25 protein-coding genes are annotated in these 26,366 nt (G+C 72.4%); 7 read left to right on the top strand and 18 right to left on the bottom strand.

What is annotated here, in order from left to right; all coding sequences use genetic code 11:
- Entirely contained in the window at positions 1-2,640 is a 2,640-nt protein-coding gene (locus ACIBZJ_RS04660) for an SNF2-related protein (protein ID WP_395925450.1), read from the bottom strand.
- On the bottom strand, positions 2,616-3,194 hold the full coding sequence (locus ACIBZJ_RS04665) for an ester cyclase (RefSeq protein ID WP_395925452.1): 579 nt from the start codon (positions 3,192-3,194) through the stop codon (positions 2,616-2,618). Before ACIBZJ_RS04665 ends, ACIBZJ_RS04660 begins: the two co-directional genes overlap by 25 nt.
- An 84-nt stretch (positions 3,195-3,278) precedes the next feature.
- On the opposite strand from ACIBZJ_RS04665, the gene ACIBZJ_RS04670 reads away from it, so the two are divergent.
- A complete protein-coding gene (locus ACIBZJ_RS04670) occupies positions 3,279-3,893 on the top strand; it encodes a TetR/AcrR family transcriptional regulator (protein ID WP_395925454.1) in 615 nt (204 codons plus the stop codon).
- A 7-nt stretch (positions 3,894-3,900) separates the two neighbouring features.
- Here ACIBZJ_RS04670 and ACIBZJ_RS04675 read toward each other — a convergent pair whose 3' ends face one another.
- Complete coding sequence (locus tag ACIBZJ_RS04675; protein WP_395925456.1) at positions 3,901-4,557, bottom strand: DUF2461 domain-containing protein; 657 nt, start codon at positions 4,555-4,557, stop codon at positions 3,901-3,903.
- Positions 4,558-4,589: 32 nt separating this feature from the next.
- Between ACIBZJ_RS04675 and ACIBZJ_RS04680 the strand changes: the two genes are divergently transcribed.
- The gene (locus ACIBZJ_RS04680; protein ID WP_395925458.1) at positions 4,590-6,026 is read left to right on the top strand and encodes a glucose-6-phosphate dehydrogenase (NADP(+)); all 1,437 of its coding nucleotides are present in this window, start codon (positions 4,590-4,592) and stop codon (positions 6,024-6,026) included.
- Positions 6,027-6,076: 50 nt separating this feature from the next.
- Here the strand turns inward: ACIBZJ_RS04680 and ACIBZJ_RS04685 are convergent, their stop codons facing one another.
- The 5 genes from ACIBZJ_RS04685 to ACIBZJ_RS04705 form a co-directional block, all read right to left on the bottom strand.
- Complete coding sequence (locus ACIBZJ_RS04685; RefSeq protein WP_395925461.1) at positions 6,077-6,622, bottom strand: hypothetical protein; 546 nt, start codon at positions 6,620-6,622, stop codon at positions 6,077-6,079.
- Positions 6,619-7,305, bottom strand: coding sequence for a DUF4386 domain-containing protein (locus ACIBZJ_RS04690; protein WP_395925463.1), 687 nt, complete (start codon positions 7,303-7,305; stop codon positions 6,619-6,621). The genes ACIBZJ_RS04685 and ACIBZJ_RS04690 overlap by 4 nt, the downstream gene beginning before the upstream one ends.
- Before the next feature lie 325 nt (positions 7,306-7,630).
- The gene (locus ACIBZJ_RS04695; protein ID WP_395925465.1) at positions 7,631-8,860 is read right to left on the bottom strand and encodes an MFS transporter; all 1,230 of its coding nucleotides are present in this window, start codon (positions 8,858-8,860) and stop codon (positions 7,631-7,633) included.
- A complete protein-coding gene (locus ACIBZJ_RS04700) occupies positions 8,854-9,183 on the bottom strand; it encodes a hypothetical protein (RefSeq protein ID WP_395925467.1) in 330 nt (109 codons plus the stop codon). The genes ACIBZJ_RS04695 and ACIBZJ_RS04700 overlap by 7 nt, the downstream gene beginning before the upstream one ends.
- Positions 9,180-10,040 carry a response regulator transcription factor gene (locus tag ACIBZJ_RS04705; protein WP_395925469.1) on the bottom strand — a complete coding sequence of 287 codons (861 nt, stop codon included), beginning with the start codon at positions 10,038-10,040 and terminating at the stop codon, positions 9,180-9,182. The genes ACIBZJ_RS04700 and ACIBZJ_RS04705 overlap by 4 nt, the downstream gene beginning before the upstream one ends.
- A 153-nt stretch (positions 10,041-10,193) precedes the next feature.
- Here ACIBZJ_RS04705 and ACIBZJ_RS04710 point away from each other — a divergent pair, with 153 nt between their 5' ends.
- Positions 10,194-10,892 (top strand): hypothetical protein, encoded by a 699-nt coding sequence (locus ACIBZJ_RS04710; protein WP_395925471.1) that lies wholly within the window; start codon positions 10,194-10,196, stop codon positions 10,890-10,892.
- On the opposite strand, the gene ACIBZJ_RS04715 is transcribed toward ACIBZJ_RS04710, so the two are convergent.
- Genes ACIBZJ_RS04715 through boxC form a run of 3 tightly spaced genes read right to left on the bottom strand, consistent with a single transcriptional unit; the run spans position 10,777 to position 15,503 of the window.
- Positions 10,777-12,339, bottom strand: a complete 1,563-nt coding sequence (locus ACIBZJ_RS04715; protein WP_395925473.1) for a benzoate-CoA ligase family protein — start codon at positions 12,337-12,339, stop codon at positions 10,777-10,779. The genes ACIBZJ_RS04710 and ACIBZJ_RS04715 overlap by 116 nt on opposite strands.
- 13 nt (positions 12,340-12,352) lie before the next feature.
- Positions 12,353-13,789 carry a benzoyl-CoA 2,3-epoxidase subunit BoxB gene (boxB, locus tag ACIBZJ_RS04720; RefSeq protein ID WP_395925475.1) on the bottom strand — a complete coding sequence of 479 codons (1,437 nt, stop codon included), beginning with the start codon at positions 13,787-13,789 and terminating at the stop codon, positions 12,353-12,355.
- Between the two features lies 1 nt (position 13,790).
- Entirely contained in the window at positions 13,791-15,503 is a 1,713-nt protein-coding gene (gene boxC, locus ACIBZJ_RS04725) for a 2,3-epoxybenzoyl-CoA dihydrolase (RefSeq protein ID WP_395925477.1), read from the bottom strand.
- A 63-nt stretch (positions 15,504-15,566) separates the two neighbouring features.
- Between boxC and ACIBZJ_RS04730 the strand changes: the two genes are divergently transcribed.
- Positions 15,567-16,406 carry a PaaX family transcriptional regulator C-terminal domain-containing protein gene (locus tag ACIBZJ_RS04730; RefSeq protein WP_395925480.1) on the top strand — a complete coding sequence of 280 codons (840 nt, stop codon included), beginning with the start codon at positions 15,567-15,569 and terminating at the stop codon, positions 16,404-16,406.
- Positions 16,406-17,257: an amidohydrolase family protein gene (locus ACIBZJ_RS04735; protein ID WP_395925482.1), complete on the top strand. Its 852-nt coding sequence runs from the start codon at positions 16,406-16,408 to the stop codon at positions 17,255-17,257. The genes ACIBZJ_RS04730 and ACIBZJ_RS04735 overlap by 1 nt, the downstream gene beginning before the upstream one ends.
- Before the next feature lie 34 nt (positions 17,258-17,291).
- Here the strand turns inward: ACIBZJ_RS04735 and ACIBZJ_RS04740 are convergent, their stop codons facing one another.
- The 5 genes from ACIBZJ_RS04740 to rpe form a co-directional block, all read right to left on the bottom strand.
- A complete protein-coding gene (locus tag ACIBZJ_RS04740) occupies positions 17,292-18,095 on the bottom strand; it encodes an META domain-containing protein (RefSeq protein WP_395925484.1) in 804 nt (267 codons plus the stop codon).
- 36 nt (positions 18,096-18,131) lie between these two features.
- Positions 18,132-18,770, bottom strand: a complete 639-nt coding sequence (locus tag ACIBZJ_RS04745) for a hypothetical protein (RefSeq protein WP_395925486.1) — start codon at positions 18,768-18,770, stop codon at positions 18,132-18,134.
- A gap of 87 nt (positions 18,771-18,857) precedes the next feature.
- A complete protein-coding gene (locus ACIBZJ_RS04750) occupies positions 18,858-19,805 on the bottom strand; it encodes a phosphoribulokinase (RefSeq protein ID WP_395925490.1) in 948 nt (315 codons plus the stop codon).
- 2 nt (positions 19,806-19,807) lie between these two features.
- The gene (tkt, locus tag ACIBZJ_RS04755) at positions 19,808-21,778 is read right to left on the bottom strand and encodes a transketolase (RefSeq protein WP_395925492.1); all 1,971 of its coding nucleotides are present in this window, start codon (positions 21,776-21,778) and stop codon (positions 19,808-19,810) included.
- A complete protein-coding gene (rpe, locus tag ACIBZJ_RS04760) occupies positions 21,778-22,476 on the bottom strand; it encodes a ribulose-phosphate 3-epimerase (RefSeq protein WP_395925494.1) in 699 nt (232 codons plus the stop codon). The genes tkt and rpe overlap by 1 nt, the downstream gene beginning before the upstream one ends.
- A 145-nt stretch (positions 22,477-22,621) precedes the next feature.
- Here rpe and ACIBZJ_RS04765 point away from each other — a divergent pair, with 145 nt between their 5' ends.
- The gene (locus ACIBZJ_RS04765) at positions 22,622-23,296 is read left to right on the top strand and encodes a response regulator (RefSeq protein ID WP_395925497.1); all 675 of its coding nucleotides are present in this window, start codon (positions 22,622-22,624) and stop codon (positions 23,294-23,296) included.
- The gene (locus ACIBZJ_RS04770) at positions 23,293-24,465 is read left to right on the top strand and encodes a GAF domain-containing sensor histidine kinase (RefSeq protein ID WP_395925499.1); all 1,173 of its coding nucleotides are present in this window, start codon (positions 23,293-23,295) and stop codon (positions 24,463-24,465) included. The genes ACIBZJ_RS04765 and ACIBZJ_RS04770 overlap by 4 nt, the downstream gene beginning before the upstream one ends.
- Here ACIBZJ_RS04770 and ACIBZJ_RS04775 read toward each other — a convergent pair.
- Both ACIBZJ_RS04775 and ACIBZJ_RS04780 read right to left on the bottom strand, forming a co-directional pair.
- On the bottom strand, positions 24,451-25,446 hold the full coding sequence (locus ACIBZJ_RS04775) for a class I fructose-bisphosphate aldolase (RefSeq protein WP_395925501.1): 996 nt from the start codon (positions 25,444-25,446) through the stop codon (positions 24,451-24,453). The two genes, ACIBZJ_RS04770 and ACIBZJ_RS04775, sit on opposite strands and share 15 nt — an antisense overlap.
- A gap of 35 nt (positions 25,447-25,481) precedes the next feature.
- Positions 25,482-26,348 carry a LysR family transcriptional regulator gene (locus ACIBZJ_RS04780; protein WP_395925504.1) on the bottom strand — a complete coding sequence of 289 codons (867 nt, stop codon included), beginning with the start codon at positions 26,346-26,348 and terminating at the stop codon, positions 25,482-25,484.
- Between the last annotated feature and the right edge of the window lie 18 nt (positions 26,349-26,366).

Consider the following 26,366-nt stretch of genomic DNA (forward strand, 5'->3'; position numbering starts at 1 on the left):
CTAGGACGCCGCGGCCGCCAGCCGTGCCCGCTCCGCCGCGACGACCTGACGCACCAGATCCGCCTCGGACAGGTCGACCGCCTCGGGCGCCGCCGCCAGGTCGCTCACCCGTGCGTACTCGTCGAACATCTGCGTCTTGCGTGCGAGGAGCTCGACGATTCGCTGATCGACGCTGTCTTCCGACAGCAATCGGTGCACCTGCACGGTCTGGACCTGCCCCATCCGGTGGGCGCGCGCGATCGCCTGGGTCTCGGTCGTCGGCTTCAGCTGCGGTTCGCACAGGACGACGACCGACGCCGACTGGATGTTGAGCCCGACGCCGCCCGCGACGATCTGCGCCACCAGCGCCGCCCCGCCCCGGGCCGCGGAGAACTCGTCGACGATCTCCTGACGCCGGTTCGCCGGTACGGCCCCGGTCAGCGGCCCGAACACGGCCCCGGGCAGCCCGGCCCCGGGCAGTGCGGCCGCGACCAGGTCGAGAACACGGCGGAAGTACGAGAACACCAGCACGCGCCGCTGGTTCTCCTGCGCCTCCCGCACGATCTCGATCAGCCGGCGCATCTTCTCCGACTCGGCGCCCTGGAGCATCGCGGCCTGACGCATCGCCATGAAGTTGCCGCTTTCGACCGCCTCCCGGTAGGCCAGTGCGTCGTCGGCGGAGAGTGGCAGCCACTCCTCGACCTCGATCAGCTCCGGCAGTTCGGTGAGCACGTCTTCCTGGTTGCGGCGCAGGTAGGCCGGCGCGACCTGCCGCCGGAACGCCCGCGGTGCGCCGTCGCGGGCGGCCGCGACCAGGTCGGGCCTCAGGTACGAGACCAGCGTGCGGAACTCCTCGACCCGGTTCTCCAGCGGCGTGCCGGTCAGCAGGATCGCCCGGTCGGCCCGCTCGATCAGCGCCTTCGTGCGGACGGTCCGCCGCGCCGCCGGGTTCTTGACGTAGTGCGCCTCGTCGACGACGACGCACGACAGATCGCCGACGCCGGCCAGCGCGGGCCCCCACCACCCCAGGGTCTCGTACGTCGTGACCGCCACGCCGCCGTCGCGCAGCCACGCGCGGGCCGCCCGCTCCCGGTCGGGCCCGTGCACCCGGTGCGCGGTCAGCCGCGACTTCGAGCCCACTTCCCGCACCCAGTTCGTGACGACCGCGGCCGGGCAGACGACCAGGAAGCGGTTCTCGCCCTTGCTGCGCAGATGGGCCAGTACGGCCAGGGCTTCCAGCGTCTTGCCCAGCCCCATCTCGTCGCCGATCAGCACCGCGCGCTGGACCAGCGCGAAGCGGGCGGCGAAGCCCTGGTAACCGCGGAGGGACGCGGTGAGGTACTCGGTACGCAGCGGCTGCTCGCGGACCGCCTCGATGATCTCCTCGGGCAGGTCGCCGTGGGCGGCGTTCTCGTCTTCGGTGAGGAAACCCAGCTCGGCGAGCATCGCGACGTAGTCGGCCGGGCGGGCGAGATAGTCGGCCCACGGGTCGGCCTCCACGGGTGCGGCGCCCCGGCGGGCCGGATCGAGCATCGCCGCCCGCCGCCCCACCCTGCGGAGGTTCTCCCCGAGGTCCGCGCCCTCGCCACCGCCGAGCGGGACCACGAGCAGCCGCTCCGTCGTCGGGCGGATCGCGGCGCCGAGCGGCGCCAGCTCGGCGGCCAGGCGCAGGTCGTCGGCGGCCGATCGGGTCTGCCGGCCGGCGTCCCACTCGGCCAGCCGGTGCAGCAGCTCGGTCGCCTCCGGCGGGCGTTTCTCCACGTCGATGCGGACCGGCGTCTCCTCGTGCGTGATCCGCCGCAGCTCGCTCGCCGCGCCGAGCATCCGCCGCGCCGATGTCTCACCCACGCCGGGCAGCGCGTCGAGCGACGGACCGCGATCGAGCACCTGCTGCACGGTCGTGACGTGACCGTCGGTCAGCGCGCCGAGCCGCAACCGGTCTCGCGTCGCCTGTTTGAGCGCGTCGACCGGCAGCCCCTCGAGCACCCGCCGGACCTCGGCCTCCCGGACCCGCTCGCCGGCCTCCCGCGCCGCCGACCGGAACGACGCTTCCGCGGCGACCACCGCGTCGATACGGGCCAGCGCCTGCGGCAACCCGGCGAACTCGGCCCGGCCGAGCAGGAAGGGTGCCGGCCCGGTGTGCTCCGCGACGAGCGGGAACCCCAGACCGGGCTCGATCAGAGCGTCCACCGAGGTGACGGCCGTACCGGTGAGCGTCGCGAGCCGTTCCAGCCGGGCCGGGGCCTCGGTCTGCATCGCCGCGTGCTCGCGGCGGAGATACCGCGCCGCGGCCTCGGCCGCGCTCCGCTGCGCGGAGCCCGTGAAGAACCGCAACAGGCCCAGCACCGGCCCCACGTCGTCGAGCGCACGCCTGGAGTCGTCGGCCAGCCGGCCGAGGAAGGCCTCGTCGGCCGGGGGTAGCCGGGCCCGGTCGGAGAGCGCGCCGACGACGGCGGTGTCGGCCCGGTCGAGCGGGACGACCCGCCAGGCCGGTTGACGTGCCGAGGCGACGTCGACGCCCCGGGCCTCCAGGGCACGCTCACCCTCCGAAGCCGCCGCCCGCACCCGCCGGTGCCAGGCCCGCACCTCCGCGGCCCGCCGGCTCCAGCCGTCGAAGTCTCGCGCCAGCCCCCGTACTACCTCACGTTCCGCCCTGTCCATGCGTCGCCGCGCTCCATTCCCTCTGCAGCGCGAGGGTAGGACACCCCGCCGACACTTCCGGCCGCGCGCCGGGCCCGGCGGGTGGCGACGGCACAGCGGAGCAGGTACACCGGGGTCGGCGGGATCCAGCCCAGCTGCAGGGCCTGGCCCTGGTCGTCGCGAACCGCCCAGTGCTCGACGACCAGATCGCCCCGCATCCGGAGGAAGTGCGCGTGGTGCACCTCGAAACGCTTCCCGGTGGGAGCGAACGCCCGCTCCACCCGCCCCTCGGGCGTCCAGACCGTGAAGTCTCCCGTGTGCCGCCCGGACATCGTGCCGTAGGTGACCACCAGGTCGTCGTCGACGACCGCGGTTTCGACCGTGAACGCCAGATCGCTGTAGGCGGATCGCAACCACAGCGCGGTAGCCCAGAAGGCCTCCGGGCCGGTGCCACGGCAGTCCGGGGGTTCGTTGGCGGCCTCGCGGTTGGTCGCGTCCGGATGGACGACCTCCCGCAGGCCCTCCAAGGTTCCGTCGGCCATCAGGTGGATCGACCGTTCGGCTACTGCGCGCATCGCTGCTCCCATCTTAGATACAGTCGGCTGTACTCAATTGGAGACAGTACGCTGTACCGAACTTGTCGCACAACCGGGAGTTTGATGGCTTACGACAATCGGTCACGGGCGGCCGCCGCCCGGGCGACCCGCGCCGCGGTGCTGGCGGCCGCGCACGAGTCGTTCCTGACCGTGGGGTACTCGGGCACGACGATTCGCGGCGTCGCGGAGGCCGCCGGGGTCTCACAGGAAACCGTCTACAAGCGGTTCAGCGGCAAAGCAGGTCTGCTCAAGGACGTCTACGACGTCGCGATGGCCGGTGACGACGACCCGGTCCCGATCGCCGAGCGTCCGCAGTTCCGCGCCGTGCGGGACGCGACGACACCGGCCGAGGTGGCCCGTGCCTACGCCGCGTACGCGCGCCTGCTCACCGGCCGGGCCGGACCGCTGATGCAGGTGGTCTCGTCCGCGCGCGGGGTGGATCCCGACCTCGACGCGTTCATGCGGACGGTCGACGGGGAGCGGCTGATCGGCGCGACGATGGCGGTCACCGCCTGGTCGGAGCGGGGGTGGCTCCGCTGCGAGCCCGACCGCGCGCGCGATCTGGTGTGGACGCTGATCTCGCCGGCGGTGTGGGGACTGCTCACCGACCGGGGCTGGTCCCTCGACGACTACGAGGGCTGGCTCCGCGACTCCCTGGCCGCGATGGTGCTGCTCTAGACGCTGTCTAGGCCCAGCGGCCCGCCTCGGTCGTCGGGCCCACGTGCTCGTCCAGCCATCGCAGCACCGGGGCGCTCGCCCGCCACGTCCCGGCGACGAACGCGTGCCCGGCCTCCGCGTCGATGCCTTCGTCCACCCGCAGGCGCCGGCCGAGCGTCACGCTCTTGCGGCGCAGACCCTCGATCCGGGGATGGTCGCGGGCGAAACCGCGCGGTGCCGTCGCCAGCGACTCGCCCCACTGCTCGAGGCCGGTGTCCGCGATCCGCTTCTCCAGTTCCGCCCCGGCGTCTCCGACGACCGCGGCCCGGTAGCGTTCGAGCTGGTCACGGGCCATCCGCCAGTAGCCGCCGCCGGCCGTGAGCCCGTCCGCGGAGATCGACACGTACAGACCGGCCGGGCTCAGCTGCGAGCCGGTCAGCACGCCGTAGGTCTGGGTCTTGTAGGGCGACTTGTCGGCCGAGAACCGCACGTCCCGGTTCTGCCGGAACAGCTTCGTCTCGCCGCCGAGCTCGTCGCTCAGGTCGTCGAGCAGCGCGGCGAGCCGGTCCCGGATCGCACTCTCGAAGTACGGGCGCCGCGCGGCGAAGTACTCCCGGCTGTTGTCGTCCTCCAGCCCGGCGAACCACTCCGCCACGCCGGCGTCGAACCCTGTGAACCGCTGCATCCGCTCAGGGTAGGCCGGACCCTTCCTGGGGTATGCACCCTGCAACCAACTTCTGGGAGGTCGCCGTGCCCGCACCGCAGCCGGGTCCTACCGTGTTCGTGCTGTTCGGCGCGACCGGGGACCTCGCCAAACGCATGGTGATCCCGGCGTTCTACACGCTCGCCATCGAAGGGCTCCTCCCGAAGGACTGGATGCTCGTCGGCAACGGCCGAGGCGACGTCTCGCACGAGAACTTCTCCCAGCACGTCCGTGACGTCCTCACCGAGTTCGGCCCGAAACCCGGCTCCGGCCCGTGGAAGGAGTTCTCGAAGCGGCTCCGTTTCGCCGGCGGCGGCTTCGACTCCACCAACCCGGGCAGCCTCCTCGACGTCATCGGCGACGCCCGCACGGAGGTCGGCGCCGACGCCCAGCTCGTGCACTACCTCGCGGTGCCGCCGGTCGCGTTCGAAGGCCTCACCCGCGGGCTCGGCGCCCACGGCCTGGCCAAAGGCTCCCGGGTCGTCTACGAGAAGCCGTTCGGCACCTCGACCCAGGGCTACCGCACGCTCAACCGTGCGGTCCACAGCGTTCTCGACGAGGAGCAGGTCTACCGGATCGACCACTTCCTCGGGAAGGAAGCCACCCAGGACCTGCACATCCTCCGTTTCGCCAACGAGCTCTTCGCCTCGAACTGGGACCGCCACCACATCGAGAGCGTCCAGATCGACGTTCCCGAGACCCTCGGCATCGACGACCGGGCCGAGTTCTACGACAACACCGGCGCGGTGCTGGACATGCTGGTCACCCACCTCTTCCAGGTCGCGGCCGAGGTCGCGATGGAGCGACCGCGCACCCTGTCGGCCGACGACCTGCAGGCGGCCCGCGAGAAGGTGATCCGGTCCTTCCGCCCGCTGGACCCGTCCGAGGTCGTCCTCGGCCAGTTCACCGGCTACAAGAGCGTCAAGGGCGTGCGCCGCGGGTCCACCACCGACACGTTCGTCGCGGCGCGACTCTGGATCGACAACCCGCGGTGGCGCGGCGTTCCCTTCCTCTTGCGGACGGGGAAGCGGCTGGCGGTCAGCGAACAGCGTGTCACCCTCGTGCTGCGGACGCCGGACCAGCCGTTCGCGGGGCTTGCGCACGGCGCCGGGACGCTATCGTTCTCGCTGTCCGGTGCCGGGGAGATCGACCTGACGCTGCTGGCCAAACGGCCGGGCGTCGATCTGAACCCGGAGCAAGCCACCGTCCGCCTCCCGCTCTCCGAGCTCCCCGACGCCGACCCGCTGCCGCCCTACGTGCGGCTGATCCACGACGCCCTGGTGGGCGACCGCTCGCTGTTCACCCGCCCGGACGGCCTCTCGGCCAGCTGGAGGACGGTGCAGCCGGTGCTGGACTCGCCGCCGGCGCCGGCCCGCTACGCGCAGGGCTCGTGGGGGCCGGCCGCCGCCCGCAAACTCGTCGCGCCGGGGCGCTGGTACGTCGGTCAGTAGCGCTCGCGGCCGGGTGTCGATCGGCGCGCGGCGCGGTTCCGGTGGTCCCGTCAGTCGACCGGCGTCGACACGAAGTTGAACGGGCCCCGGACGTTGCCGTTGAAGCGCTCGGCCGCCTCCAGCGCGACCTCCAGCCGCTTGCGCGGGCTCATCCGGCTCCGCGCCGTCGCGTACAACGCCCCCATCGCGATCTCGTCGCCGGAGCCGACCGCGTCGTACCCGAGCGCGGACTCCCCGACCTGGTAGTCGGAGTCGATCGAGAACAGGCGCCCGGCGACTCCGACGAGGAACACCCCGCCGGTCTCGCGCTCGTTCTCCTTGCCGGCCCAGCCACCGGTCTTGAGGCACTCCCGCACTCCGTCGATGAACGTCGTCGCCATGAAACGGTCGAGGTCGCTCGCCGGGGGCCCGGGCGGCGTCCAGGCCCAGCGGATGAGCTGGCCCATCCGGAAACTGGTCGTGAACCCGAACGCGTACGCGCCGGTCGTGAACACCTTGGCGTCGGCCCGCGGGTGGATCACGTACCCGGAGACCCCGGCCGAGTCCCCGCCGATGTGCACCGCCCCGCCGTGCACGACCCCGACGATCGCGGTCACGCGGACACCTCGCTCCGCCGCGGACGGATCCCGGCCACCAGCAGGTAGCCGATGATCCAGAACTCGCCGATCGAGGCCGGTACCGCCAGCGCGCCGACCAGGACCGCCGGGGCGTCGGCCAGGCCGAGGTCGAGGAACGCGCTGAGCACGTAGCCGGCGCCGCCGACGATGAGCAGCCGGCCGAGCATCTTCGGCAACCGGCCCGACACGACCGCGACCCAGCCCATCGGGATCAGCCACAGCCCGAAGAAGACGGCCCCGACCTGCCAGAGCGTCGCGCTGACGTGGTGCGCGAGCTGAACCGTCGCTCCGACGTCACCGCCGGGGGCGAGGCTCGCGGTGCCGGCCACCGTGACCGCCGTCGAGAGCGCCACGACGCTGCCGAGCACGACCACGGCGTTGGCGAGCCCGAACGCGGCCAGCGCCCAGGCCGCGTCGGGCGCGAACTCGCGGAACAGACGGTAGAACAGCGCCGCGGTCACCGCCTGGGTCACGACCACACCGAGCTCCAGGGCGAGATCGACGTGCGCCAGGCCGGTCCGTTCCACCAGATTGCTGACGGTGGCTGCCGGGTCCCCGTCGACGTAGAGCATCGGCCGGACGGTCAGGAACCCGAGCAACCCGGTGAGCGCCAGCCCGAGGTAGGACACCCCGGTGAGCCGAGCCCACGTCACACCCGTCATCGCCGCGCCCCCGACTGTGGTCGACCGGAACCATCCCTCGTCGAGGATCGCAACCTCCCGCCACCCGGCGCCACCACCGCTCAGACCATGGCTTGGACGTCGGCGAGCAGGTAGAGGTCGTCCCTGCCGGGAACGCCCAGTTTCGACCAGGTCAAGAACGGGGTGCCGCCGCCCTCGCCCTCGACGTACGGAATCGAGATCCAGGTCGGCGGCGATGTCGTACTCCGCCTTGCCCTGGGTCAGCGGCCGGGCGTCCGAACCGTCGCGGCGGGCGACCCAGATCCGCTTCCCCACCTGACCGACGCACCAGGAGAGCGAGCAGTGGTCAGCTCCGGGGCCCTCCGGAGGCGTGGGCGATCCGGTTCAGCTGGGGCCAGAGCAGGACCACGAAGACGGCCGAACCGGCGAACGCGAACCAGAACGGCGCCGTCACGCCGAGCCCGCCGGCCAGCGCGCCACCCAGCGCCGAGCCGACGACCAGCCCGCCGTACGTGCAGATCGTGTGGACGCTGTTGACCCGCCCCTGCAGGTGCGACGGGACGGCACGCTGCCGGATCGTGATCGACGTGGTCCCCCACACGAACGCGTGCACGCCGAACACGAACAGCACCAGCAGCGCCACCGGAGCGGACGTCGTGACGGCGAGCGCGAGGTGGGTCAGCGTCTCCAGGATCAGGCCGATCCGCATCACGTTGCCGAGGCTCACCCGGGCGGTGATCCAGCCGTAGATCCCCGTCCCGACCAGGCCGCCGACCGCCGTCGCGGTGCTGAGCAGGCCGAACCCGACCGCACCCAAGCCGAGCCGGTCATGGGCGTAGAGCACGAGCACGGACCAGGCGGCGCCGAACGTCACGTTGAAGATCAGGATCGTCAGGACCAGAGTGCGGATCGCGGCGTGCCGTACGGTCCACGCGAGGCCGTCGCGGATCTCGCGCAGGGCGTTGCTCCGGGCCGGGGGCGCGGCCGCGGGCGGCCGGACCCGGGACACCAGCATCACCCCGGCGGCGACCAGCACGGCCTGGGTGACGAACGGCCAGACGTGCCCGGCGGCGAACAGCGCGGCCCCGATCGGCGGGCCCGCGAGCTGGTCGAACGACACGAATCCGACCTGCAGCCGAGCGTTGGCCAGCGCCAGGTCGTCGCGCGGCACCAGCATCGGCGTCAGCGTCGCCGCGGTGTTGTCGGCGAACACCTCCGCGGTGGCGAGCAACCCCAGCGCCAGCAACGCGCCGGTCGCGGTGGCGTGACCGGTCACCAGCAGCGTGACCAGCACGGCGAGGATCGCGGTCCGGCTGCCGTCGGCCAGCATCACGATCCGGCGCCGCTCGTGCCGGTCGGACAGCACGCCCGCGTACAGACCGAACACCAGCGGCGGCGCCCAGCGCAGCAGCGCGGCGAGCGAGATCAGGAACACGTCGTCGGTCAGCGACGCGACCAGCAGCGGCCCGGCGGCGGCCGCGACACCGTCGCCCAGGTTCGTGGTCCAGGTCGACGCGAGCAACCAGCGGAACGACGTTCCGAGGCGGGCCGGAACCAGACGCTCAGCGCTCAGCACTCCCGCTGAGCCAGGAACTCGTCGAGCAGGCCGAACAGCACGGCTACCGCGTGCGCGTCGTCGTCGGGCGGCAGGTCCCGGGCCCAGCCGTCGGGAAAGGCCAGGTGCAGGACGACGCCCGGCCACGCGTGGTTGCATTCCTTTCCCCGGCGGGCATTGAGCCACTCGGACCAGCCGGCCAGCGCCGGTTCGCCGTGCCGGGCCGCGTGCTGGTCGTAGCCGAGGAGGAACGCGCTGACCGCCGCGAACGACGGCCGGCCGACGTACATCCCCGGTCGCGCGCCCAGCTGGGCGAAGAACTCCCGGTCGCCGAGGTCGGTCATCGGTCCACTATCGAGCAGTGCTCCCCCGGGTGCACGGCCGTACCGATCAGCCCCCGGTGCTGGGCCAGCACGACCGTGGCCGTGCGGTCGCGGGTGCCGAGCTTGCGGTACAGCCGCTCCTGGTGCTTCGAGACCGTCGACGGGGTGATGCCCAGCCGGTGACCGATGGCCCGGGCGGTCATCCCGGTCGCCAGCAGGCTGAGCACGGTCCATTCGCGCGGGGTGAGGCCGGCGTCGGTGGCCGCCTGCAGCCGCTCCTCGGCCGACGGCGGGGAGCCGCAGGCGCACCGTCGTTCCCGCAGCAACCGCTGCCACACGCGGGCCTGACGCTCCACCTGCACGAGCAGCGGCTGGGCCCGCCGGGCGAGCGTCACCTCGCGCTCGGTGAAGTCGGAACCCGAACGGGCGGTCGCCAGCAGGCGCACCCGGCCCTCCGCGTACGACAGCGGGATGATCAACGACCAGACGCAGTGATCGAAGTTCTCGTCCGCCACCCGGTAGGTGGGGTCGCGGCGCCAGCTCGACCAACTGACCAGGTCGGAATTGCGGAACGCTTGCTGCCGGCCGGCCGCGACCGCGCGCACCGGCGGATAGTCCAGACCGTGCCGGCGGATGGCCGATTCGACCCGGACGCGGGACCCGGAAAGCGACGGTGACCGGTCGTCGGTCCAGCCGATGACCTGCTGGGCGCCCGCGGTTGCCAGATCGAACTCGCCGATCGCTCCCACCCGGCCGCGCAGCAGCGTCCGGGCCGACTCGGTCAGCAGGGGCCAGGGCGGGCCACCGGGTTGCTCGCTCTGCACGGTGACGGCCAGATCCAGGAGATCACTGTAGTCACGGTTGCTGATTCCGCGCACCACCCGAGTGTGGAGCCCACTCCCCGGCCGGGCCATCGGATTTCCGGTGAGTGTCCACTCCCGCCGAGCCCGGCGCCATACGCAATTGTGCGGCTAGGAGTGCACGCCTCCGTCGCCCACCATCACCGGAAGACACGGCCGAGGGGGCGTCGAATGACCGATCAACTCCACCCCGGTGAGAATTTCGCCGTCGGCGGCGAGCTCCTTTCGGGCGACCAGGAATCGCGGCTCGTGCTGCAGGGCGACGGCAATCTCGTGCTCTACCGCGCGTCCGGGGCAGCGCGCTGGGCCACGGCGACGAGCACCGGAACGACGGCCGTCATGCAGACCGACGGCAACTTCGTCGTCTACGGCGCGGCCGGTCAGGCCGTGTGGGCCACCGGGACGGACGGGCATCCGGGCGCGTTCCTCGTGCTCCAGGACGACGGCAACCTGGTCGTCTACCGGCCCGGCGGGACCGCGCTGTGGGCCTCGAACACCGTCATCACCCGGAGGTCGGTCAGCGGGTTCCTTCCCCGCTCGTCCGGCTTCCGGTTCTCGAACTCGTCGTTTCCGTCCGTTCCCGACCTCACGCTGCGCCTCTACGACCCCAACTACCCGGGCGACGATTCGGTGACGATGACGCTCAGCCTCGCCGACCCGCAGCACACCGCTCCGGTCACGAACTCCGTCGTCCCGACCGTGTGGTGCTTCTTCAGCCCGATCTACCTGTTCGCGTTCCCGCCGGCCGGCCGGTTCAGGCCTCCGGAGCCAGGCGGCTCACCGCGATCTCCCGGACCCGGAACCGCTGGAGCTTGCCGGTCGCGGTCACCGGCATCGCGTCGAAGATCAGCACGTGGCGCGGGCGCTTGAACGACGCCAGGCCCTCCCGGCAGAACCGCACCAGGTCGTCGGAGGTCGTCGAGGATCCTTCGGCCAGGACCACGCACGCCACCGGCTTGTCGAGCCCGGCGGCGTCCGGCACCGAGACCACGGCCACCTGGACGACGTCCGCATGAGCACGGAGTCGTTCCTCCACCTCGGTCGGGGACACCCAGATGCCTCCGGCCTTGATGATGTCGTCGGTCCGCCCCAGCGAGGTGTAGTAACCGTCTGCGGAGCGGACGTACGTGTCACCGGTGCGCACCCACGAGCCCTGGAAGACCCGGCGGGTCACCTCCGTCCGCGACCAGTAGCCGGTCGCCGCCGAGGAGCCGCGCACGTAGAGGTGCCCCGGCGTGCCGTCGGGCACCACGGCCCCGTCGTCGTCGACGATCTTCGCGCGATAGCCGTCCACGATCTCCCCGGTCGCGCCGGCCCGCGTCCGGCCGGGCCGGCCGCTGATGAAGATGTGCAGCATCTCCGTGGACCCGATGCCGTCGAGCATCTCGACGTCGAACGTTTCGCAGAACCGGGAGAACAGCGGAGCCGGGAACGCCTCTCCCGCCGAAACGCACTCCCGCACCGACGCGAACGCGTCCCGCGGCAGACCGGCGGCGAGCAGCGCCGCGTAGTAGGTCGGGCCACCGAAGAACAGCGTCGGCCGGTGCTCCTGCAGTACCCGCAGCGTCCCCTTCGGCGAGGGCCGCGACCGGTCGAGCACCACCGACGCTCCGACCGAGAACGGGAACGTCATGCTGTTGCCCAGCCCGTAGGCGAAGAAGAACTTCGCGACCGAGAAGCACACGTCGTCGGGGCCGATCGCCAGGACGTCTTTCGCGTACGTCTCCGCGGTGTCTTTCAGAGACCCGTGCCGGTGCATGGCGGCTTTCGGCGTCCCGGTCGTGCCCGACGTGTAGAGCCAGAACGCCGGCGACTCCTCGGTGGTCGGATAGACGTCCGCGGTGCCGCCGGAGGCCAGGAACGACTCCCAGGGCCAGACCGGCACGCCGAGGACGCCCGGCAACCCCGCGTCGCCGGCCAGCACGACGACGTGATCCAGGTCGGGCAGGCCCGACAGCACCGGTGCCAGGCTCGCGAACTCCGACGACAACACCACGATCCGGGCCCGGCTGTCTTCGGCCAGCGTCCGCAGGTCCTTCGACGTCAGCATCGTGCTGACCGGCACCGGGACCGCGCCGAGCCGGAGCCCGGCGAGGAACGCCGTCACCAGCTCCGGGCAGTCACCCATGCAGAGCAGCAGGCGCTCCTCGGGACGCAGGCCCGCGGAGCGCAACGCGCCGGCGAACTCGCGCACGGACGCGGCCAGCGCGCCGTAGGTGACTTCGCGGACCGAACCGTCGAGGTCGATCGCGGTGATCGCGCGTCTCCCGGGCGCGTGCCGCCCGACGAGCCACTCGGCCGCATTGAAGGTGGCCACGCTTCGAACCCCCTCAGGGAAAACGCACGTAGTCGTACTCGACCGGAAGATCGTTGATGCCGAACGCGGGCGGAGAGATCCAGCCGGCGAAGTCGCCGGCGTCGTGGTGCGGAACCATCAGCGCGGCGACCCGGGCCCGGTCGTCGGCCGACGGCAGGAACTCCTCGACCGAGTCTCCGAACGTCCCGTCGGGCCGGATGCAGGACCCCGAGAACACCCCGACCCGCCGGTTGAAGCCCTCGTGCGGCAGGTACAGCCGGGCCTCGACGCCGGCCTTCTCGAGCTCGGTGTTCCAGCGCTTGACGCCGGTCGCGCAGTCGGCCGCGTACTCGTTGCGCAGGTCGAGGTTGAGGGCGGTCAGCATCGGAACGGTCTTCGTCGAGAACGCGCCGTCGACGACCGTCGGGACGTCCATCGTGAGGCCGGTCAGCACGTGATCGTCCGTGCGCCTGCTCTCCATCCAGCGACCCTTGAGGCCACCGGTGAAGTACGCGGCCGCGTTCGACGACGTTTCCGCGCCGAACAGATCCATCGAGACCGAGTACTGGAAGTTCAGGTACTTCTGGATCACCGGCAGCGGAATGCCGCCGTACTCCCACACGTCGTCGGTGTCGTGCCGTTTCATGAGTTCCGCGGTGCGCTGGACGACCCGCTGCACGCCCGTGGTGCCGACGAACATGTGGTGCGCTTCTTCTTTGAGCATGAACTGGCAGGTGCGGGCCAGCGGGTCGAAGCCGGACTCTTTGAGCGTGCCGAGCTGGTACTTGCCGTCGCGGTCGGTGAAGTACGTGAACATGAAGAACGACAGCCAGTCGGTGGTCTCCTCGTTGAACGCGCCGAGGATGCGGGGCGAGTCGAAATCGCCGGAGTTCCGCTTGAGCAGTTCCTCGGCCTCTTCCCGCCCGTCGCGGCCGAAGTACGCGTGCAGCAGGTAGACCATCGCCCAGAGATGCCGTCCCTCCTCCACGTTCACCTGGAAGAGGTTCCGCATGTCGTAGAGGCTCGGCGCGGTCATCCCCAGGTGGCGCTGCTGCTCGACGCTCGCCGGTTCGGTGTCGCCCTGGATGACGATGAGTCGCCGCAGGTCGGCACGGTACTCGCCGGGCACCTCCTGCCAGGCCGGTTCGCCCTTCCGGGCGCCGAAGCCGACCGTGCGCCCGGGGTCTCGCTCGGCCAGGAAGATCCCCCAGCGGTACTGCTCCATCGGCACCCGGTCGAAGTGGGCCCAGCCGTCGCGACCGACCGCGATCGCCGTGCGCAGGTACACGTCCTGCGTCGGGATCGAGGGGCCGAGCGTCTGCCACCAGTCGAGGAACTTCGGCTGCCAGCTCTCGAGCGCCCGCTGCAGGCGCCGGTCTCCGGCCAGGTCGACGTTGTTCGGGATGCGCTCGGAGTAGTCGATGCGCGACATCGGGCCGGTCGGGACCGGGGCGTCGGCAATCTCCGCCATGTCAGACTCGCTTCCGATCGTAGTCGGCACGCGTGCCGGTGCCGTACCGGCGCAGCGCGCCCTCCGGCCCGGCGGCGTTCGGCCGCTGGAAGATCCAGTTCTGCCAGGCGGTGAGCCGCCCGAACACTTTCGTCTCGAGCGTCTCCGCCCCCGCGAACCGCAGGTTGGCCTCCATCCCGGTGAGCGCGTCCGGGGAGAAACTGGCGCGCTCCTCGACCGCGAGGCGCAGTTCGTCGTCCCAATCGAGGTCGTCGGGCGCGGTCGTCACCAGGCCGAGGTCGTCGGCCTCCTCGGCGAGGAGGTCCTTCCCGGCGGCCCCGAGCGCCGCCGCGAGCGCGTCGGCACTGCCGACGAAGCGGGTCTGCAGACGGGTGAGGCCGTTGCCCATCGGCAGCGGGCCGGTGTTGAACCCGTCGAGGCGGATCGTCGCCGCGGGCAGCGGGTTCTCGTGCTCCTCGAACTGCCCGGCGAGCATGAACTGGCGGTCGGCCGCGAACGCGATCTCGGCGAGGGAGCCGGCGAAGCAGGATCCGGGCTCGACGAGCGCGAACAACGTGCGTGAGGTGGTGTCGAGCCGTTTGAGCGTGCGCCGGTAGAACCCGATCGTCTCGTTGACGAGCCAGTCGGACCGGTGCGCGAGCAGGAAATCGTCGTAGGCCGCGACGGTTGCGGCGTTGCCCGCGGTGCGCAGCAGCCAGGTGCCGAGCGCGGGTTCGTTGGTGCGCAGGCGCAGGATCGCGTCGTCGAGCTCGCGGGTCGTCGCCAGCAGCCACGCGCGGTCTCCCTCCGCGTGCAGCGCACCCGGGCCGGCCGGTACCGCGTCGGGCCCGGCGACGGTGATCGCCGCGGTGCCCGCGTCGCGATCCAGCTCCACCCGGACGTGCGGATACGCGAACCCCCGGTCGGTCTCCTCCCGCCGTAACGCGGTGATCGTCACGCCGGCCGGGTCACCGGCGCGGGCGCCCCGGGGTGACGGGCGGGCGGCCGCCTCGGCGGCCCGGCGGGCGATCTCGGCGTCGAAGTCGCGTGCCTTCGCGACGGCGTCGACCAGGCGCCACTGGACCGCCCGGTTGCCCCGCACGCCCTCGGCGGTGGTGGCGAACACGTCGGCCCGATCGCGGCGGACCCCACGCTTGTCGACCACCCGGGTCAGCCCGCCGGTGCCGGGCAGCACCCCCAGCAGCGGCACCTCGGGCAGGGACACCGCCGACGAGTTGTCGTCGACCAGGACGATCTGATCGCACGCCAGCGCGAGCTCGTACCCGCCACCGGCCGCCGACCCGTTCAGCGCCGCGATGAACGTCAGCCCGGAGTGCGCGGACGAGTCTTCGATGCCGTTGCGCGTCTCGTTGGTGAACTTGCAGAAGTTCACCTTCCAGCTGTGCGCCGACGCCGCCAGCATCGTGATGTTCGCCCCGGCGCAGAACATCCGCTCCAGCCCGCTGGTGACGACGACCACTGTCACGCCCGGGTGCTCGAACCGGATGCGTTGCAGCGCGTCGTGCAACTCGATGTCGACGCCCAGGTCGTAGCTGTTCCTCTTCAGCGCGTAGCCGGGCACCAGGCCGCCGTTCTCGTCGACGGCCAGCGTCAACGTGGCGACCTGGCCGTCGACGGCCAGCGACCAGTGCCGGTACGCGGCGGGGCTGGTATCGAAGTCGACCTCGATCACGCCGCCTCCAGCGGGTTGCGGTCCGGGGAGCTCGTCCCTCATCGTGGACGTGCTACATGGATATCGCAAGCCCTACGGACGTATGTAGACCGTTAGGATGCGGTGGTGACCGCCCCGAACGTGACCCGGCGCCAGCAACTGGGTGCGGCGAGCGCGCCCAGCCTCCTGCTGACGATCCTGGGCGAGTACGTTTTGCCGTCCGGGCGCCCGGTCTGGACCGCGGCGCTGCTCGACCTGATGGGCGAGATGGAGATCGCCGAGAAAGCGACCAGGCAGGCGATCATGCGCACCGCCGACAGCAACTGGATCTCCGGTTCCCGCGTCGGCCGGGAAACGCAGTGGTCGCTCACCGACGCGGGCGTGCGGCTGCTGCGCGAAGGCACCGAACGGATCTTCGGCTTCGCCACCCACGAGCGCGTGTGGGACCGGCGCTGGCTCGTGACCAGCGTCAACACGCCGGAGAACCAGCGCGCGCTGCGGCAGAAACTCCGGACGCAACTCGGCTGGGCCGGTCTGGGCGCGCTGAACACCGTCACCTGGGTCACACCCTGGACCGATCGCGAGGACGAGGTCTGGCGGGTGCTCCAGGCGCTCGGACTGCTCGAGGGCAGCTGGTCGTTCGTGGCGGCCGCCGGCCAGATCGGCGACGTGCGGTCGCTGACCCGCGCGGCCTGGGATCTCGACGAGATCGAGGCCCGCTACGAGTCGTTCGTCGAGCTGGTCGGACGCCGCCGGCCGCGGACCGACCGGCAGGCGCTGCTGGCCCAGATCCGGCTCGTGCAGGAGTGGCGCCGGTTCCCGCTGCTCGATCCCGGGCTGCCGCGCGAGCTGCTGCCGCCGCGATGGAGTGGGCACCGGGCCGCGGAGGTATTCCGGGAGCGGCACGCGACCTGGGCACCCCGGGCGCAGGCGGCGTGGGAGTCGCTCGAACGGAAGGACGCCTGATGCTGGACGGTCACCGGCTGATCGACGCGCACGTGCACGTCCCGGTACTCGGCTCGCTGAAACCCGCCTGGACGGACTGGGCCCGCGACTTCGGCCGCGGCGGCGTCCTCGACGAGATCTGGGACGCCGGCGGGCGTCCGCGCCCGGCGGCGCTCGACCGGCTGTTCGCCGACGAGGGGGTCGACACCGCCCTGCTGTTCTGCGAGTACAGCCCGAAGGCCACCGGGTACCAGGAGTTCGACGACCTGCTGCCGCTCGTCGACCACAACCCGGAGCGGTTCCGGCCGGTCGCGAACGTCAACCCGCACCTGCACCATCCGATCGCGCGGGAGCTGACCCGCCAGCTCGACCGCGGCGCGGCGGCGCTGAAGCTCCACCCGGTGCACGGCGGTTTCCGCGTCGACGAGGCGGCGCTGTACCCGGCCTACTCGGTGCTGGCCGAGCGGCGGATCCCGTTGATCGTCCACTGTGGCACCAGTAGTTTCCCGGGCTCGACGAATGCCAACGCCGACCCGGTGTTCCTCGACACCGTGCTGCGCGACTTCCCGTCGCTGACGGTCGTGCTGGCGCACGGCGGGCGGGGCTGGTGGTACGACGCGGCGGCGTTCCTGGCCCTGTCGCGGCCGAACGTCTGGATCGAGCTGTCGGGCCTGCCGCCCAAGCGCCTGCCCGAGTACTACGCGAAGTTCGATCTCGGCCGGTTGTCGCGCAAGTGGATCTTCGGCACCGACTGGCCCGGCGTCCCCGGTCAGGCCCTCAACGCCCGCGCGATCGCTGCTGTCGTCCCCGACGACGTCGTCCCGCTGGTGCTGGGCGGGAACGCCGCGGGCGTGTACGCCGGGCTGTCGTGACCCGCGTCGCCGGGTCAGCGGGCGTCAGCGGGCATCAGCGGGGGCGCAGGAGCAGGCCCGGGTCGCCCGACCGGAGGCGGAGGGTGCGCGCGCCGTCGAGCGTGTAGGTGAGCCTGGTGTTCGCGCGGAGTACGTCGGTCACGGCTCGGTGGAGTGTGCTGGCCGCGCTCGGGCACGGGCGCACGGAGGTCAGCACGACCGGGCCCAGGTCGATGGTGCCCGGACCCACGACCGCCGGAGCCCGCAGCTGCGCACAGGTGGTGTCTCCGACGACCTGCGTGCCGTCGAACGTCAGGTGCGGCTCGAGACCGGGCGGCGTGCCGGTCTCGCTCATGGCGTCGGTCAGGCCGTAGACCACCCACTCGATGCCGACGATCGCCTCCGGCCGGGCGGGGGCGGGCGGCGCCAGCCGGATCGTCGTCGGGCCGGATTCGAGCACCACCCCGGACGCCTCCTGCCGCCAGGACGGGTTGGCGCGGAGGAACACCGCCAGCCAGTGGTCCTGCGCCAGCAGCGCGTCCCTGCAGTCTTTGTCCGTGGTCCGGATCCGGCCGACGTCGAGACGGGCGCGGCCGATCGCGACGGGGGCGGTGAGCCGGTTGCAGCCGGCCTCGGCCACGACGGTGTGGTCCGCCTCGAAGCGCACCTCGATCGTGGTGCCGGGCACCAGCGCCCGCCGGGCACCGTTCTCGGTCACCTCCACGGCCTCGAAGGATTTGCCGGTGAGGGCGGCGCCGGGCGAGGCGGCCACCGAAACCGGCGTGACGTCCGGGGCCGGCCGCGCGGTGCAGCCGGTCAGGGCCAGAACGCACAGGACGAGCAGCGTGGTCCGCATCATGCGCCTTCGACGCGGCCCGGGACGCGCCGGTTCCCGTCACCCGTGGAAAAAGCCGAGCTCGCCCTCGCAGAGCAGGCACCGCTTCTCCAGAAGACCCCGGCCCAGGGGCGATGAGGTCGCTCGGTAGCACCGCGCGCAGGTGAGCGCACCGCACGACGGGCACCGGAAGCCGGCTCCCATGGTCTCCAGGTCGTCCAGTGCGAGCGTGATCGTCGTCGTGCCCTCGGGCGGCCGGCCCACCGGTATCACCGAGTACCCGCATCGATGGCAGTTCTCCCGCGAGACCTGCGGGGCCGGAAGGGGACTTCGTTCGGCGAATTCGACGAACGACCCGTCCACTTCCTCGAAGATCATGACGAGGTCCAGGCCGAGGTTGCCCTCCGGCGACTGCGCGATGACGTAGACGCGCTCGTCCCGGACCTCGCAGCCGCGCAGGAACTCGAGCGCCGCCGCCCGGCTGTCGAAGTCTTCGACCAGGTAGAGCCATTGCGTGTGCGCCCGCCGCCGGATCGGCCGGTCGTCGGCGTATCCGGGAGGCCACGACACCCGGTACGACGTCGGCGGAGTGAGGCCGCCCGGATCGGGCGCGGGCCGGACGACGAACGAGGTCACGGTGCCGCCCGAGACCGGAGCCCGCCGCCGGAAGAGCGCCGCCGCGGTCCGCCAGAGTTTCATGTGGCCTCCCCGTGCCGCCGGAGTCCGGTCAGGAAACCCGGCCGCGCTATACGAGAGCTACACGCGACGGTCGTCGTCCGGGGACGTTCACGCGCCGGTCTTCGTCTGCAGCAGGTGGTACAGCAGGATCAGCTGGGTGATCGCGAGAGGTTCGCTGCGGTCGCCGGGGTTGATCTCGCCGATCCGCTCCGGGAGACCGTGCGTGGCCTCCAGCTCCTCCCAGATCGCCTTCTCCACGTGCCGCGCCTCCTCCTGCGACGCCGGGCCGTGGACGTGCAGGCAGTCGGTCGGCGTCCCGTCCTGGTCGCGCATGATCTTCAGGTGGATCGCGTCCCGGTGGTCGTCGGTCAGCACGCTGCTCAGCGCCGGGTGCTTGATCGTCGGCCGGAGCAGGAGCTCGGCCGAGAGCGGCGTGCCCGGCGGCTCGTCGCGCCCGGCGATCGGCGCGAACCGGACCACGATGTCGGCGAACCGCCGCTGCGGCCGGATGAACTTCTGCGACTCCGGTTCCCGCCGCTCCAGCTCGGCCAGCACCTGCGCCTCGGTGTAGCCGCGCTTCCGGCAGTCGCGATCGACCTTCCAGCCCCGCCGGATCGGCTCCGGCGGATCGAGGTACACGGTCACGTCGAAGCACGCGCGGGTCAGCTTCGTCGAGAGCGGGTGCAGCCCCTCGATGATCACGAACTCCTTCGGCTCCACGTACTGCGGCCGGGTGAAACGCCCGGTCGCGTGGTCGTAGACCGGCTTGAGGATCGGCCGTCCCAGCGCGAGCAACTGCAGGTGCTGCTCCATGATGTCGATGTAGTTGCAGTCCGGATGCAGCGGCGTGAACGGCAGCGCCCGGCGCTCCTCCCGGTCGTACCGGTGGTAGTCGTCCACGCAGATCGACAGGCACCGCTCCGGCCCGACCGCCTCGACCAGCCCTTTGGTCAGCGTCGTCTTCCCGGACGCGGAGTCGCCCGCGATCGCGAGCATGACCGGCCGGGGCGCACCCTGCTGCTCCGAGCGGGTCATCTTGATGATCTTCTCCAGCATCGTCAGCTCCTCCGGATCCGGTCCGCGACTGCCTCCGGCGTCAGGCCGAGGTAGGTGAGCACCTGCTCGCCGGGTCCGGAGACCCCGAAGGTCTCCACCCCGACCGACGTGTCGGCCAGCCCGCGCCATCCCTGGCTGACGCCCGCCTCGATGCTGACGCTCGGCAGCGCGCCGGGGTCTCGCCTGCCGACGTCCGGGAGGCGTTCGCGCCACAGCACCGACCGCACCCGGGCCCGCACGCCGTCGGCGGCGAGCAGGTCCGCGGCCGCGAGAGCGAGATGGACCTCGGACCCGGTGGCCAGCAGTTCCACGTCCGGGTTCTCCGGGTCGTGCACGGTCCGGGCGCCGGTGGCCGCCAGGTCACGCAGCCCGGTAGCGGGCAGCGGCGGCAGGGACTGCCTGCTCAGGATCAGCACCGTCGGGCCGTCGGTGCGCTCCAGCGCGATCCGCCACGCCTCGAGCGTCTCGGCGTCGTCGGCCGGCCGGAGCACGGCCACGTTCGGGATCAGCCGGAGCGACTCGATGTGCTCGACCGGCTGGTGCGTGGGGCCGTCCTCGCCGACCGCGACCGAGTCGTGGGTGAGCAGGTAGACGACCGGCTGACGCATCAGCGCGGAGAGCCGGAGCGCGGGCCGCAGATAGTCGCTGAACACCAGGAACGTGCTCCCGTAGACCCGGAAGCCGCCGTGCACCGAGATCCCGTTCAGGACCGCGGCCATCCCGAACTCGCGGATCCCGAAGTTGATCCGGGTGCCCGAGAAGTCGTCCCGGGTGAGGGCGGTCGCCCCGATGTCGGTGCCGGTGGAACCGGCCAGGTCGGCCGAGCCCCCGACCAGCTCCGGAAGCACCTCGGACGCGCACCGGAGCACCTCCCGGGACGCCACCCGGGTGGCCCGCGCCGCACCGAGCGGGATGCTGACCGGCGTCTCCGGGAGCCGGCGCGCGTGCCGCCGCTGCCACTCCCCGGCCTCGCCCGGTGACGCGGCCGCGAACTCCTTCCAGCGCTGCTCCCACGCCGCCCGGTGGGCCGCGCCCTGGGCCGCCAGGGCCGCGCATCGGTCGCGGATGACCTGCGGCACGTGGAACCGCTCCTCCGGCCAGCCGATCCGCCGGCGCGCCGCGGCCAGGACCTCGGCGCCCAGCGGCGAACCGTGGGCCTTGGCGGTGCCCTCGACCCCCGGAGCGCCGTGGCCGATCTGCGTGCGGACCGCGACGAGGCTCGGCCGCGGATCCGCCTTCGCCGCGGTCAGGGCGGCGTCGATCGTGACCAGGTCCGTGCCGTCGTCGACGCGCGACACGTGCCAGCCGTAGGCCGCGAACCGGGCCAGTTGGTCGTCCGAGCTCGCGAGCTCCACGTCACCGTCGATCGTGATCCGGTTGTCGTCGGCGAGCACGACGAGCCGTCCGAGCCCGAGGTGCCCGGCCAGCGAGGCGGCCTCGTGGCTCACGCCCTCCATCAGGCACCCGTCGCCGACCAGGGCCCAGGTGTGGTGGTCGGTCAGGTCCGGGTAGCGGGCGGCCTGCATGCGCTCGGCGAGCGCGAGGCCGACCGCCATGGCCAGGCCCTGGCCGAGCGGGCCGGTGGTGGTCTCGACGCCGTCGGTGTGGCCGAACTCCGGATGACCAGGGGTGGCGGAGCCGAGTTGCCGGAACCGGCGGAGCTCGTCCATCGGGAGGTCGTACCCGAACAGGTGCAGCAGTGCGTAGAGCAGCGCCGAGCCGTGTCCGGCCGAGAGCACGAACCGGTCCCGGTCGGCCCAGTCGGACCGGGACGGGTCGTGGCGGAGGTGCCGGCTGAACAGCGTCCAGGCCATCGGCGCCGCACCCATCGGCAAGCCCGGGTGCCCGCTGTTCGCCTCCTCCACCATGTCCGCGGCGAGGAACCGGATCGTCTCCACGGCCAGCGAGTCCACGTCGTCCGGCCCGAACGCGCCGGGGAGCGCCGCCGCGGTCGCGGATGAGGTCGTGGCCATCACGCCACCTCCCTCTGCTGCCGGCCGCGCGCGGCGTCGGCGATCGCGCGGAGCTCTGCGACCGCGGCACGTTTGCCACCGGGATGGCCGTAGAGCCAGCTGCCGCTGATGAACGCGTCGGCGCCGGCGGCGGCCGCGCCCGCGATCGTGGCGTCGCTGATGCCCCCGTCCACCTCGAGCTCGATCGCGAGCCCCGACGCGTCGATCAGGCGTCGCAACTCCACCAGCTTCGGCTCGACCGCCGGGACGTACCGCTGGCCGCCGAACCCCGGGTTCACGGTCATCGCCAGCACCAGGTCGGTCAGGTCCAGCACGTGCGCGAGCGTCCCGGCGGGCGTCGCCGGGTTGAGCGCGACCCCGGCCCGTGCTCCCAGGTCGCGGATCAGCCCGAGTGTCCGGTGCAGGTGCGGGCACGCCTCCGCGTGCACGATCACCAGGTCGCACCCGGCGTCCACGTACCGCGCGATGTCGCGGTCGGGATCGGTCACCATCAGGTGGGCCTCGAACGGCACGGACGAGTGCGGCCGTGCGGCCGCGATCACGTCCGGCCCGAACGTCAGGTTGGGTACGAAGACGCCGTCCATGACGTCCCACTGGATGCGGTCGGCACCGGCGGCGCAGAGTGCCGAGACCTCCGCGCCCAGCGCGGAGAAGTCGGCCGGCAGTACGGAGGGGATGATGCGGCTTGGCGAGGACAAGGAGCCGGTCCTTCCCGATGCGATCGTCGTCCGTTCCAGCTTCGGTGCCCGGACCGCCGCACCGGCTCCCCCCAGCGGGTGGGCCCGGTGGTGACTTCGGCGTCCTTGCCGGTCAGTGGCCCTGTTGCCGCTTACGCTGCACGACATGGCGCAAACCGAGGGGACACCGCCGGTGATCCGCGTCGTCCTGGCCGACGACCACGAGATGGTGCTGCACGGCGTCGAGGCGATGCTCGCGCACCACGCCGACGAGGTGCGGGTCGTCGGCACCGCGACGAGGTCCGCGGACGCGCTGCGCGTGGTGGCGTCCGAGCGTCCGGACGTCGTGCTGTGCGACTTACGGCTGGGCAAGGAGAGCGGGCTCGACCTGTGCCGCGAGGTGAAGGCGACGAACCCGGACGTGCACGTCGTGTTCCTCACGGTCTACGAGGACGAGCAGTACCTGTACCGGGCGCTGCGGGCCGAGGCGTCCGGGTACGTCGTGAAACGGGTCGACGGCACCGAGCTCGTCGCGCACCTGCGCCGGGTCGTGGACGGCGAGGTCGTGATCGACCCGCTCCTGGCCGGCCGGATCGCGATGTCCGCGGCGAAGCTCAACGCCGGTGAGTTCTGGCCCGGCGCGCGCCTCGGGCTGACCCAGCGCGAGAGCGAGGTGCTGGCGCTGCTGGTGGCGAACCACTCCAACCGGGGCATCGCCGCGAAGCTCGTGATCAGCGAGGACACCGTGAAGACGCACGTCCGTGGCGTGTACCGGAAACTCGGCGTGTCCGACCGGGGTGCGGCGATCGCGCTGGCCCTGCGGGAGGGGTTGGTGCAGTGATCGAGCTCGCGGCGCTGCACGGGCTACTGGTCGGCCCGGTGGAGCTGGACCTGCGCATGGTGGCGCGCCTGTTCACCGAGGTGTTCGACGCCAGCGGCGCGATCGTGTTCGTCGTCGAGGACGCCACTCTCGCCGTCGGAGCGGCACATCCGGAAGCCGGCGCGGCCGAGCGCGCGCTGCGGATCCCGGTCGGGTACGGGGTGGCCGGCCTGGTCGCGCAGAACGGCAACTCGGTGACGATCGTCGACGACGCACCGCGCAACACCGTCCACCGGACGATCCTCGGGATCGAGCCCGGACAGGTCGTGGCCCGGCTGTGCGTACCCGCCCACGGTCTGGCCGGGGCCATCGTCGCCGTGGTCTCGGTGCACCGGCACGACCGCCGGCCGTTCGACGCGGCGGACGTCGCCCGGGCCCAGCGGCTGGCCGACCTCGTCGGGCTGCGGTTGTACGCACAGGACCTGCTCGGCGCCGCGGAGGAGCAGCGCTCGCAGCAGGACCGGCTGATCGCGCAGGCGGTGTCGGCGCAGGAGGCGGAGCGACGCCGGATCGCCGGCGACCTGCACGACGGGGTGACGCAGGCGCTGGCGTCGCTGACGTTCCACCTGTCGGCGGCCCACGTGGGGTTGAGCGGCCGGGCCGACGACCCGGCGGCCCGGGACGCGCTCGCCGACATCGAGGCCGCGCGGGAGCTGGCCGGGCTGGCCTACGACGAGACCCGCGCCGCGATCAGCGGGCTGCACAGCCCGATCCTCGACGATCTCGGCCTGGTGGCCGCGCTGGAGTCGCTGACCCGGCTGGTGCCGCAGCTCGAGGTGGAGTTCCGGGGCGACGATCCGGCGCTCTTCGCCGGCCTGCCCGACCACGCGTCGGCGGTGCTGTACCGGATCGCCCAGGAGGCGATCAACAACGCGGTGAAGCACGCCGAGGCGCGGCGGGTCGTGTTGTCGCTGCGGCGGGTCGGCGACGCGGTGGTGCTCGGGATCACCGACGACGGGGTCGGGTTCGACGTGCAGGCCGTGCGCGAGGCCCGCCAGGCCGGCGAACTCGGCGACCACTTCGGGCTGTCCACGATCGCCGAGCGCTCCGCCCTGATCGGCGCGACGCTCCGGATCGACTCGGTCGCCGGCCGGGGCGCGGCCGTGCTGGTGGAACTACCGCTGGCTTAGGGACGCCGAAGCCCGGGCGCAGTTCGCGAGCAGGATCTTCTGCGCGGCCCCGGTGTCGCCGTCCTGGGCCCAGGCGTGCAGCGCGTCGCTGACCAGGGCCCGGCCGAAGGAGTAGGTGAGTGCCCAAGGGGCGTTGGTGCCCAGGGCGTTGATCTCGGCCAGGTACTCGCAGGCGGTGGCGTTGGTGTGGCCGCCGGACAGGAACGCGATGCCGGGCACGGTGGCGGGCACGAAACTGCCCAGCAGCCCGAGCGTCGCCTCCGCGACGGCGGACGCGGTGGCGGGCGGCCCGTCGAGACCGGGCGTGACCATGTTCGGCTTCAGGACGATACCGGCCAGGTCGACCCCGCACCGATCGAGCTCCTCGAAAACCGCGGTCAGCGTCCACTCCGTGACGTCCGCGCACTCCCGCAGACCGTGGGCACCGCTGCACAGCACCTCCGGCTCGACGATCGGGGTCACGCCGTGCGCCTGGCAGGCGGCCGCGTACCGAGCCAGCCCGGCGGCGTTCTCCCGCAGCGAGCGGTCGCGCACCGAGTCCACCGCGATCACCGCCCGCCACTTCGCGAACGCGGCCCCCCGCCCGGCCGCCGCTTCCAGCCGCGCATCGAGCCCGTCCAGGCCCTGGGTGATCAGCACGCCGTCCGCGTCGGGCATCGTCCCGGTGTCGACCTTGATCCCGGGCAGGATGCCGCGGTCGAGACAGGCCGGCCCGAACGGCGTCCCGTCGGCCAGCGTGCTGCCCAGCGTCTCGTCGCAGAAGATGACCCCGGCGACGGTCTCCCCGAGCCCGTCCGCGGTCACCAGCAGCTCCCGGTAGGCCCGCCGGTTCTCCGCCGTCGGCTCGACCCCCTCGGCGGCCAGCCGCTGCGACATGGTCCGGATGCTCTCGTCCGCCGCCAGGATCCCGCGTCCCGGCGCGACGAGCCGCGCCGCCGTGGCCTGCGGGCCGAGGTCTGCATCGTGCGTGTTGTTCTCCATGCCGCGATGCTCAGCGGCGCGCGGCCACCCCCGGCTCACCCGCGCGGGCGGTTCCGGAGGTGGAACGCGGCCTCCCCCACCTGCTCCCCCGACCCGATGTGGGCCAGGAACCGCACCGCCGACGCCGGTGGCACCGCGTTCGTCGTCACGTGCCACGGCCTCGCCAGCGGCGTCCCCGCCACCGCCAGCCGTTCCAGCGCCCCGGAGACCAGATCGCCGGCGACCGCGTCGGCGTGGACGAGCGTGACGCCCAGGCCTTCTTTCGCGGCCGCCACCACCGCGCCGTGCGTCCCCAGCGTCAGGGTCGGCGGGTCGGCCTGCAGCTGCGCGAAGAGCGCGAGGCACGTTTCCCGGGTGCCGGACCCGGGCCCGCGCAACAACCAGGTCGCCGACCGGGGATCGAACCCGGCCCCGGGCGCCTGCACCACGACGAACGAGTTCGGGCGGGTGGCCCGCGACACCAGCCCGCGCCCGTCCGGCGCCCGGCCCGCCACCACGAGATCGGTCTCGTGCCGGCGCAGTTCCTCGAACAACTCGTCCCGGGGCCGCACCGACAGGCTCAGCTCCACCGCCGGGAACCGGGCCCGGTACGACGCCAGCAACCGCGGCAGCACCGCCTCGCTCGCGGTCGCCACCGCCCCGATCCGCAACCGCCCGCTCCCGGCCCCCCGCACGGCCGACTCGCTCTCCTCGACCAGGCCGAGGATCCGGCGGCAGTAGTCCGCGTACACCTCACCGGCCGTGGTGAGCCGGATCCCGCGCCCGTCGCGGGCCACCAGCTCGGCGCCGAGCGCGGCTTCTAGCTGCCCGATCGCCGTCGAGACCGCCGGCTCGGTGACGTGCAACTGCGCCGCCGCCGCCCGCACGCTGCCGTGCTGCGCCACCGCGGCGAACGTGCGCATCCGCGCCCAGGTGACCAA

The sequence above is a fragment of the Cryptosporangium sp. NPDC051539 genome (assembly GCF_044454545.1).
GTDB lineage: Bacteria > Actinomycetota > Actinomycetes > Mycobacteriales > Cryptosporangiaceae > Cryptosporangium.

Coding starts and splice junctions, on each gene's coding strand:
- ACIBZJ_RS04775 (WP_395925501.1), bottom strand. CDS start 25,446: ATGGAGAACAACACGCACGATGCAGACCTCGGCCCGCAGGCCACGGCG.
- ACIBZJ_RS04680 (WP_395925458.1), top strand. CDS start 4,590: ATGCACCCTGCAACCAACTTCTGGGAGGTCGCCGTGCCCGCACCGCAG.
- ACIBZJ_RS04660 (WP_395925450.1), bottom strand. CDS start 2,640: ATGGACAGGGCGGAACGTGAGGTAGTACGGGGGCTGGCGCGAGACTTC.
- boxC (WP_395925477.1), bottom strand. CDS start 15,503: ATGAGGGACGAGCTCCCCGGACCGCAACCCGCTGGAGGCGGCGTGATC.
- boxB (WP_395925475.1), bottom strand. CDS start 13,789: ATGGCGGAGATTGCCGACGCCCCGGTCCCGACCGGCCCGATGTCGCGC.
- ACIBZJ_RS04780 (WP_395925504.1), bottom strand. CDS start 26,348: ATGCGCACGTTCGCCGCGGTGGCGCAGCACGGCAGCGTGCGGGCGGCG.
- ACIBZJ_RS04670 (WP_395925454.1), top strand. CDS start 3,279: ATGGCTTACGACAATCGGTCACGGGCGGCCGCCGCCCGGGCGACCCGC.
- ACIBZJ_RS04765 (WP_395925497.1), top strand. CDS start 22,622: ATGGCGCAAACCGAGGGGACACCGCCGGTGATCCGCGTCGTCCTGGCC.
- ACIBZJ_RS04690 (WP_395925463.1), bottom strand. CDS start 7,305: ATGACGGGTGTGACGTGGGCTCGGCTCACCGGGGTGTCCTACCTCGGG.
- ACIBZJ_RS04675 (WP_395925456.1), bottom strand. CDS start 4,557: ATGCAGCGGTTCACAGGGTTCGACGCCGGCGTGGCGGAGTGGTTCGCC.
- ACIBZJ_RS04665 (WP_395925452.1), bottom strand. CDS start 3,194: ATGCGCGCAGTAGCCGAACGGTCGATCCACCTGATGGCCGACGGAACC.
- tkt (WP_395925492.1), bottom strand. CDS start 21,778: ATGGCCACGACCTCATCCGCGACCGCGGCGGCGCTCCCCGGCGCGTTC.
- ACIBZJ_RS04740 (WP_395925484.1), bottom strand. CDS start 18,095: ATGATGCGGACCACGCTGCTCGTCCTGTGCGTTCTGGCCCTGACCGGC.
- ACIBZJ_RS04710 (WP_395925471.1), top strand. CDS start 10,194: ATGACCGATCAACTCCACCCCGGTGAGAATTTCGCCGTCGGCGGCGAG.
- ACIBZJ_RS04745 (WP_395925486.1), bottom strand. CDS start 18,770: ATGAAACTCTGGCGGACCGCGGCGGCGCTCTTCCGGCGGCGGGCTCCG.
- ACIBZJ_RS04735 (WP_395925482.1), top strand. CDS start 16,406: ATGCTGGACGGTCACCGGCTGATCGACGCGCACGTGCACGTCCCGGTA.
- ACIBZJ_RS04700 (WP_395925467.1), bottom strand. CDS start 9,183: ATGACCGACCTCGGCGACCGGGAGTTCTTCGCCCAGCTGGGCGCGCGA.
- ACIBZJ_RS04750 (WP_395925490.1), bottom strand. CDS start 19,805: ATGCTGGAGAAGATCATCAAGATGACCCGCTCGGAGCAGCAGGGTGCG.